Source organism: Gordonia sp. (in: high G+C Gram-positive bacteria) (genome assembly GCF_049299075.1).
In the GTDB taxonomy this organism is placed as follows: Bacteria; Actinomycetota; Actinomycetes; order Mycobacteriales; family Mycobacteriaceae; genus Gordonia.
The window spans coordinates 1-7,716 of record NZ_JBAQWU010000324.1 but is presented as its reverse complement, the minus strand read 5'-3'; the positions used below and the strand labels follow the sequence as shown (position 1 = coordinate 7,716).

Genomic DNA, 7,716 nt, shown 5'->3' with positions numbered 1-7,716 from the left:
GGCCCCCTGCTCGACGAGCCGGGCCACCGCCGCCGCATCCAGATCGAAGACGCTCAGGCCGCCCGGCCACTGCGCCAGCCGGCCGGCCATCGGGGCGCCGATATTGCCCAGGCCCACATAGCCCAGTCGGATCGGCGAGGTCGGTGCACTCATGAACGGATGACCTGCCCGCCGTCGACGTTGAAGATCTGCCCGGTGACCCAACTGGCCTCATCGGAGAGCAGGAACAGGCACATGCCGACCAGATCGTCCGGGGTGCCGAAGCGCTTGAGCGGCAACCGGTTGACGATGTCTTGCACCATCTCCTTCGGGGTGGTGGTGCGGGTGGCTTCGGTGTCGATCGGGCCGGGGGCGATCGCGTTGACGCGAATGTTCTGGCCGCCCAACTCCACCGCCAGCTGCTGGGTGAGGCCGTTGACGCCGACCTTCGCCAGCCCGTAGAAGCCGCTGTACAGCCAGGCGGCCGTCGACGACTGATTCACGATGGCGCCGCCGTTGGTCATGTGCGGGTAGATCGCGCGCGTCACGTTCAGGGCGCCGTCGAGGTTCACGCTCATGAACTTCTTGTAGTAGTCCCACGGGACGGTGATCAAAAAGTCCAATGCCATGCCGCCGTAGATGGCGGCATTGTTCACCAGGTAATCGACCGAACCGTACGTCTCGACGACGACTGCGGCGAGGTTAGCGGCCGACTCCGGATCGGCGACATCGGTGTGCACGTACAGGCCGCCAATCGATTCGGCGACCGCGGTACCGGCCGCATCGTTCACATCGGCGATGACGACGTTGGCGCCCTCGGCGGCCAGGGCGCGCGCATAGGCTTCGCCGATGCCGCCAGCGGCACCGGTGACGATCGCGGTCTTATTGGAGAAACGGGACATGCGGGTGGACCTTTCGGTTGTTCGGATTCTGGGGTTCGGATTCGGGGGTCAGGCGGGGCGGGCGACGGACTTGGTTTCCAGGTATTCGGCAAAGCCGGCGACACCCATTTCCCGGCCGATGCCGGACTGCTTGTAGCCGCCGAACGGAACGTCGGCGGCGTACCAGATACCGCCGTTGATGCCCATGGTTCCGGTGCGCACGCCGCTGACCACGCGGTCGATCCGGGCCGGGTCGGTGCCCCAGACCTGGCCGGACAGGCCGTAGGGGGAGTCGTTGGCGATAGCGATGGCGTCGTCGTCGCCGTCGTGCGCCATGATCACCAGCACCGGGCCAAAAATCTCTTCCTGAGCGACGCGGGCCGAGTTGCTCAGCCCGGAGATCAGCGTCGGTGAGATGAAGTAGCCGCGTTCTTGGTCGGCCGGGCGGCCGCCGCCGCACTCGATGGTGCCGCCCTCGGCGACGGCGATCTGCAGATACTCTTCGACGCGTTCGCGCTGGCGCGCGGAGACCAGCGGACCGCAGATAGTCCCGGACGCGGTGGGGTCGCCGGCGGCGAGTCCGGCCAGTGCATCCCGGGTGAGTTCGGTCGCGGTGAACAGTTTGTCGCGCGGAACCAGCAGTCGCGTGGTGATGGCGCAGCCCTGGCCGGCGTGCGTGACGACGTTGAACGCGGCCATCGAGCAGGCGGTGGCCAGATCGGCGTCGTCGAGCACGATGAACGCCGACTTGCCGCCCAGTTCCAGGAAGACCTTCTTCAGCGAGGGGGCCGCGGCGGCCATCACCTTGCGTCCGGTCTCGGTGGAGCCGGTGAAGGTCACCAGGTCCACGCGCGGATCGGTGGTCAGTTGCGCGCCCAACCCGTGGTCGGTGGAGGTGACGATGTTGATGACGCCGGGCGGAATGTCGGTCTCCTCGGCGATCACCTTGCCGACCAGCGCGGCGCACCACGGGGTGTCCGGCGCGGGCTTGAGCACCACGGTGCAGCCGGCGGCCAAGGCTGGGCCGATTTTGGCGAAGTTGATCTGGTGCGGGAAGTTCCACGGGGTGATCGCGCCGACCACGCCGACAGCCTCGCTGCGGATCTCCCGATGGTTCTTGATACCCATCGGCTTGGCTACGCCGAGGTCGGTGGTCCACTCGTAGTTTTCGGCGAGGTCAGCGAAGTAGCCGAGATCGTCGATCGGGCCGTCGAGTTGTGGGCCGTGGGTGAGGAAGACCGGGCAGCCGACCTCGGCCACGGTGAGCTCGCGCAGTTCCTCGGTGTGGCCTTTGAGGGCATCGCGGAGTTGCCGCAGGCAGCGGGCGCGGAAGGCGTGATCGCGCGACCAGTCGGTGGTGTCGAAGGCGCGGCGCGCGGCCTCGATCGCCGCGTCGAGATCGGCGGCCGTTGCTTCGGCGGCCTGCCCGATCACCTCCTCGGTGGCCGGGTTGATCACGTCGAAGGCGCCGCCGGAGCCGGGGACAAGCTGGCCGTCGATCAGCAGTTCGGTGGATTTCGTGGGCGTAAGAGACATCAACTGGAACTCCATCTGGACAAGTGTCTGGACTGCCATCTAAACGTAGTGTAGCGTCGGTCACATGTCCAGTGCCATTGCTCAGGAATCCACCCGGCGCCGCCTCAGCCCGCAGCAGGCCGAGACCGTCGTGCGACTCACCGACGCGGCGGTGGAAGTGCTCAACGCCGACGGCTTCGACGGGCTGACCGTCCGGGCCGTCGCCAAACGCGCCGGCGTGGCACCGGCCACCGCCTACACCTATTTCTCGTCCAAGCATCACCTCGTCGCCGAGGTCTTTTGGCGGCGCCTGGCCGACGGTGTGCCAGCGCCGGACCCGCAGCAGTCGCCCGCCGATCGGGTCGCCGAAGTGCTCCGCGGCGTCTCGCTCGTGGTGGCTGGCGAAGGCCAGCTCGGCGGCGCGGTGACCGTCGCATTGCTCGGCACCGATCCCGACGTCGAACACCTGCGGCTGCGCATCGGCGGCTTTGTTCGCAAGCGCCTGTCCGAAGCGCTCGAGGTGGATCCGGCCGACCCCGGACCGGTGGTCGACGCGCTGGAAATGCTGTACTCCGGCGGCCTCGTGTACGCCGGCATGGGCCACCTGACCTACGAGCAGACGTCCGAGCGGCTGGTCGCGGCCGCCCGCCTACTTCTCGACAGCCAACCCGACCTGATTCAGGAGGACTGATGGCCGCCACCACCACCGGGATGCAGACCGCGATCCCCTTCGATCCGTACTCGTACGCCTTCCACGAAGACCCGTACCCGACGTACACGCGCCTGCGGACGGAGGCGCCCGTCTACTACAACTCCGACGGCGACTTCTGGGCGCTGTCCCGGCATGCCGACGTGGCCGCGGGCTTCCGCGACAACGTCCGCCTCTCCAACAGCTGGGGCGTCTCGATGGACCCCACGAGCTACAACCCGCACGCCGAGAAAGCGATGAGCTTTTTGGCCATGGACGATCCGCGTCACCTGCGCCTACGCAAACTGGTCTCCAAAGGGTTCACACCGCGGCGAGTCAGCGAATTGTCCACGCGCATCACCGATCTGACCGCCCAGCACTGGGACAAGTGCCTGCAGATGGGCGAGTTCGACTACATCGCCGACTTCGCCGGACTGCTTCCGATGGATGTGGTCTCCGAGCTTCTCGGCGTCGGCGAGGCCGACCGCGCGCACCTGCGGATCCAGTCCGACCTACTGATCCACCGCGAGGAGGGCGTCACCGACGTCCCCGAGGCCGCGATCTACGCCTACCTCGAACTGCACCGTTACTACACCGAACTGCTCGTCGATCGCCGCAAGAATCTGGGCGACGATATGGTGTCGGCGCTGCTCAGCGCCGAAATGCCCGACGACGACGGCACCCTGGCCAAGCTCACCGACGACGAGATCATCGGGTTCATGATGCTGATGGTGGTGGCCGGCAACGAGACCACCACCAAGCTGCTCGCCAACTCGGTGTTCTGGGGCAACCGCAACCGCGGCGAACTGACCAAGGTGCTCGCCGATCCGAGCGAACAGCAGGTGAGTGACTGGGTGGAGGAGACGCTCCGCTACGACACCTCATCGCAGATGCTGTTGCGCCGGGTGATCGAGGATGTCGAATTCGGCGATTACACGATTGAGGCGGGGCAGCGGATTCTGCTGCTCGTCGGCTCGGCCAACCGCGACGAGGACGTCTTCGGTGCCGACGCCGACCAGTACCGGCTGGGTCGCGGCACCGAACGCACCATCCTCAGCTTCGGTCTGGGCACCCACTTCTGCCTTGGCGCACACTTGGCACGGCTGGAGACCAACATCGGGCTCGACCAGCTGGCGCGCACTGTCCGCAGCTACGACATCGATGAGGCTGGCGCCGAGCGCGTGCACTCGGTCAACGTCCGCGGTTTCGCACGGCTCCCAATGACAGTGCAGGCCCGCTGATGGCCTTCGTTGCACACCCGGAACGACGACCCGTTTACATCGCGGGTGCCTCCTCGGGCATCGGCGCGGCCAGCGCACTGTGGTTCGCCGCCGCCGGCCATCCGGTGGCACTCGCCGCCCGGCGCGTCGACAAGCTACAAGAACTGGCCGACCGGATCGTCGCCGACGGCGGCGAGGCCGTCGTCACGGCGCTAGATGTGACCGATGACGACTCGGTCCGGGCGAGCATTGCGGCGGCGCAGGCAGCCTTGGGGCCCGTCGAGATCGTGGTCTCCGGTGCCGGGGACCTGGCGATCGGGCTGTCGCACGAGATGAGTGCTGCCGAGTTCACCAGCCAGATCGACATCCACCTCAACGGCGCCTTCCGCGTCTACCGCGCGGTGGTCGGCGACATGATCGAGCGTGGTCGCGGCGACATCGTCTTTATCGGATCGGATGTGACGCAGCGGCCACGGCCGTGGTCGTCGGCGTATGTTGCGGCCAAGTCCGGCGTCGACGGTCTGGTCACCACGATCGCGATGGAACTGGAAGGCACCGGCGTCCGCGCGGGCATTGTGCGGCCCGGCCAGACCCTCACCGGGATGGGCATGAATCTGGACCCGGACGCCACCACCGCCATGCTCAACGACTGGATCAAATTCGGACTCGCGCGGCACGGCAACTTCCTCGCGCCCGAACACATCGCACAGGGAATTCACGCGATGGTCACCATGCCGCGCGGCGCGCACATGCGCGAGTTGGAGATCGAAGCCGAAGGCGCGATCGAACGGAAAGGAAACGACTGATGAGCACTCTGGTTCAACCTAAGCGCGTCTCCGGCGGGGACGGGGAGCACGGTCACCTCGACGAGCTCGCGACCGACCCCATCGCGCTGTTCTCGCGGGTCCGCGAAGAATGCGGCGACGTCGGGCTCTTCCAGCTTGCCGACCGCGAAATCGTGTTGGTGTCCGGGGCGGCCGCCAACGAGGAGTTCTTTCGGGCTCCCGACGAACTGCTCGACCAGGCCGCCGCCTACCCGTTCATGACGCCGGTCTTCGGCGAGGGTGTTGTCTTCGACACCAGCCCGGAGGAGCGGTCCAAAGCGCTGCACAACCAGGCGCTCAAGGGCGCTCACATGAAGCAGCACGCGGTCACCATTCCGGCCGAGGTGGAGCGGATGATCGCCGACTGGGGCGATGAAGGCGAGATCGACCTGCTCGAATGGTTCGGCGAGCTGACGCTGTACACGTCGTCGTCGTGCTTGATCGGCAAGAAGTTCCGGGAGCGGCTGTCCAAGCGGATCTCGGAGATTTACCACGACCTCGAACGCGGCACCGATCCGTACGCGTACGTCGACTACCACGCCGACATCGAGAGCTTCCGCCGCCGGGACGCCGCGCGCGCCGAACTGGTGGAGTTCATGGCGCAGGTCCTCAAAGACTATGAAACCAATCCGCCGGCCGATAAGGGCGACCGCGACCTACTCGATGTGCTCGTCTCGCTGAAGAACGACGACGGCACGCCGATGTTCAGCGCGGACACGGTGACCGGAATGTTCATCTCGATGATGTTCGCCGGGAATCACACCACCCAGGGCACCGCGGCGTGGACGCTGCTCGAACTGCTCCGCCACCCTGACTTTCTGGCCGAGGTGGTGACCGAGCTCGACGACATCTACGCCCCCGCCGACGACGGCGAGCAGGTGCCGTACAGCTTCGCCGCCATGCGGCAGATCCCGCTCCTGGAAGCCGGGATCAAGGAGGCGCTGCGGCTGCATCCTCCGCTCATCATCCTGATGCGCCTGGTGCGCGAAGACTTCGAGGTGGAAGGCAACCTGGTCAAAACCGGGCAGCTGATCGCGGTCTCCCCGGCGGTGAACAATCGACTGCCCGAGGACTTCCCGGAAGCAGGATCCTTTGACCCGTACCGCTATATCGATCCGCGGCAAGACGACATCATCAACCGCTGGACGTGGATCCCGTTCGGTGCCGGACGCCACCGCTGTGTCGGCGCCCAGTTCGCGATGATGCAGATCAAGGCGATCTTCTCGGTGCTGCTGCAGAACTACGAGTTCGAGTTGGCCCAAGACCCGGACTCGTACCACAACGACCACTCCAAGATGGTGGTCCAGTTGGCGCAACCGTGCCGCGTCCGCTACCGCCGACGGAGCAGCCATGCGGGTTGAGGTGGACCTGGACCTGTGCCAGGGCCACGGGATGTGCGAGATGGAAGCCCCCGACGTTTTTGCCGCCGGCCGCGACAAGGTGGAACTCCTCGATGCCAAGCCGGATGAATCACTGCGCGCCGAGGTGACTGCCGCGGTGCGCTACTGCCCGACCCAAGCTTTGCGTCTACTCGACGACTGATCTTGCTCGACCACCGACCTTGAAAGAGAACACTATGACCGCCGACCTCACCGCCGCATCCAGCCTCGGCCCGTTCGACCGCGCCGAACTCGATGAGATGAAGGAGCGCTGGCTCGCCGCCAACATCGACGCCGAGAAGGCTGGCGATTGGCGCCCGCTCGCCGACTTCTACACCGTCGACGCCACCTACGGATGGAACTACGGGCCCAAGAAGGACTTCATGGCCGCTGGCCGTGATGAGATCCGGGAACTCGCCCTCGGTCAGGAGATGGAGGGTCTTGAGGGGTGGATCTATCCGTACCAGACCTGGGTGATCGACGACCGCACCGGCGACATGATCGGACTGTGGAAGCAAATCTACGAGGGCACCCGCGCCGACGGCAGCAACTATGCGCTCGAAGGCATTCAGGGCAGCTGGTTCAAGTACGGCGGGGACTTTCAGTTCGCGTGGCAGCGAGACTTCTTCGACTACGGCAACGTCTCGGCGCTGTTCATTGAAATGATGACCGATAAGGCCATGTCCGACTCGATGCTGGCCCGCGTCACAAAGGCTGCGCCCGGCAACCTGCCCGGCTGGTTCGACATCGGCACCGCGCCGATCCCGTTCTGGTGAGCTATCGGGACCTCGACCAGGGCCTGCTGGCCGCCCTGGTTCCGGAGTTGCTGCTCTCGGGTCAATTGATCGACCGCAGCGGCATGGCCCATCTGATCAGCGCCTTCGGCCGCGAGACCATGACCAAGGTGGCGATCGAAGAATGGATGGCCGCCAGCCCGGTCTACACCCACCGGATGCGGTCCGCGCTGGGCATCGACGGCGACGGCGTGCCGGACATGTTCAAATGCCTGCAACTGGACATCGGTGCCCCGCCGCAGTTCATGGACTTCCGCTACGAGGTGACCGACGCCCACCACGGCGCCTTTGTCCTGGACCACTGCGGCGCGCTGATGGACGTCGAACCGCTCGGCGACGAGTACGTGACGGCCATGTGTCACGACATCGAGGATCCGACCTTCGATGCGACGGCCATCGCCACCAATCGACGGGCCCGCATCCGGCCGATCCATCG

Annotated in this window: 9 protein-coding genes and 1 pseudogene; 7 read left to right on the top strand and 3 right to left on the bottom strand. The window is 66.0% G+C overall.

Annotation, left to right across the window (positions count from 1 at the left end; translation table 11 throughout):
• The 3 genes from WAW85_RS10035 to WAW85_RS10025 form a co-directional block, all read right to left on the bottom strand.
• The coding region (locus WAW85_RS10035; protein ID WP_422559472.1) for an NAD(P)-binding domain-containing protein at positions 1-153 on the bottom strand (153 nt) is incomplete at its 3' end.
• Complete coding sequence (locus WAW85_RS10030) at positions 150-881, bottom strand: SDR family oxidoreductase (RefSeq protein ID WP_422559470.1); 732 nt, start codon at positions 879-881, stop codon at positions 150-152. The genes WAW85_RS10035 and WAW85_RS10030, both read right to left, overlap by 4 nt.
• Positions 882-929: 48 nt before the next feature.
• Positions 930-2,396 (bottom strand): aldehyde dehydrogenase, encoded by a 1,467-nt coding sequence (locus WAW85_RS10025; RefSeq protein ID WP_422559471.1) that lies wholly within the window; start codon positions 2,394-2,396, stop codon positions 930-932.
• A gap of 64 nt (positions 2,397-2,460) precedes the next feature.
• Here WAW85_RS10025 and WAW85_RS10020 point away from each other — a divergent pair, with 64 nt between their 5' ends.
• The 7 genes and pseudogenes from WAW85_RS10020 to WAW85_RS09990 all read left to right on the top strand — a co-directional run.
• Entirely contained in the window at positions 2,461-3,066 is a 606-nt protein-coding gene (locus WAW85_RS10020) for a TetR/AcrR family transcriptional regulator (RefSeq protein WP_422559469.1), read from the top strand.
• Positions 3,066-4,304 (top strand): cytochrome P450, encoded by a 1,239-nt coding sequence (locus WAW85_RS10015; protein WP_422559468.1) that lies wholly within the window; start codon positions 3,066-3,068, stop codon positions 4,302-4,304. The genes WAW85_RS10020 and WAW85_RS10015 overlap by 1 nt, the downstream gene beginning before the upstream one ends.
• Positions 4,304-5,089, top strand: coding sequence for an SDR family oxidoreductase (locus WAW85_RS10010; protein ID WP_422559467.1), 786 nt, complete (start codon positions 4,304-4,306; stop codon positions 5,087-5,089). Before WAW85_RS10015 ends, WAW85_RS10010 begins: the two co-directional genes overlap by 1 nt.
• Positions 5,089-6,468, top strand: a complete 1,380-nt coding sequence (locus WAW85_RS10005; RefSeq protein WP_422559466.1) for a cytochrome P450 — start codon at positions 5,089-5,091, stop codon at positions 6,466-6,468. Before WAW85_RS10010 ends, WAW85_RS10005 begins: the two co-directional genes overlap by 1 nt.
• Complete coding sequence (locus WAW85_RS10000; protein WP_422559465.1) at positions 6,458-6,649, top strand: ferredoxin; 192 nt, start codon at positions 6,458-6,460, stop codon at positions 6,647-6,649. The genes WAW85_RS10005 and WAW85_RS10000 overlap by 11 nt, the downstream gene beginning before the upstream one ends.
• Before the next feature lie 34 nt (positions 6,650-6,683).
• Positions 6,684-7,262 carry a nuclear transport factor 2 family protein gene (locus WAW85_RS09995; protein WP_422559464.1) on the top strand — a complete coding sequence of 193 codons (579 nt, stop codon included), beginning with the start codon at positions 6,684-6,686 and terminating at the stop codon, positions 7,260-7,262.
• Positions 7,259-7,716: pseudogene (locus tag WAW85_RS09990) on the top strand (hypothetical protein); the annotation flags it as partial. The gene WAW85_RS09995 and the pseudogene WAW85_RS09990, both read left to right, overlap by 4 nt.

Excerpts from the sequence above, each read along its gene's own strand:
- WAW85_RS10025 (WP_422559471.1), bottom strand. The coding sequence starts at position 2,396 with ATGTCTCTTACGCCCACGAAATCCACCGAACTGCTGATCGACGGCCAG.
- WAW85_RS10030 (WP_422559470.1), bottom strand. The coding sequence starts at position 881 with ATGTCCCGTTTCTCCAATAAGACCGCGATCGTCACCGGTGCCGCTGGC.
- WAW85_RS10005 (WP_422559466.1), top strand. The coding sequence starts at position 5,089 with ATGAGCACTCTGGTTCAACCTAAGCGCGTCTCCGGCGGGGACGGGGAG.
- WAW85_RS09995 (WP_422559464.1), top strand. The coding sequence starts at position 6,684 with ATGACCGCCGACCTCACCGCCGCATCCAGCCTCGGCCCGTTCGACCGC.
- WAW85_RS10000 (WP_422559465.1), top strand. The coding sequence starts at position 6,458 with ATGCGGGTTGAGGTGGACCTGGACCTGTGCCAGGGCCACGGGATGTGC.
- WAW85_RS10020 (WP_422559469.1), top strand. The coding sequence starts at position 2,461 with ATGTCCAGTGCCATTGCTCAGGAATCCACCCGGCGCCGCCTCAGCCCG.
- WAW85_RS10010 (WP_422559467.1), top strand. The coding sequence starts at position 4,304 with ATGGCCTTCGTTGCACACCCGGAACGACGACCCGTTTACATCGCGGGT.
- WAW85_RS10015 (WP_422559468.1), top strand. The coding sequence starts at position 3,066 with ATGGCCGCCACCACCACCGGGATGCAGACCGCGATCCCCTTCGATCCG.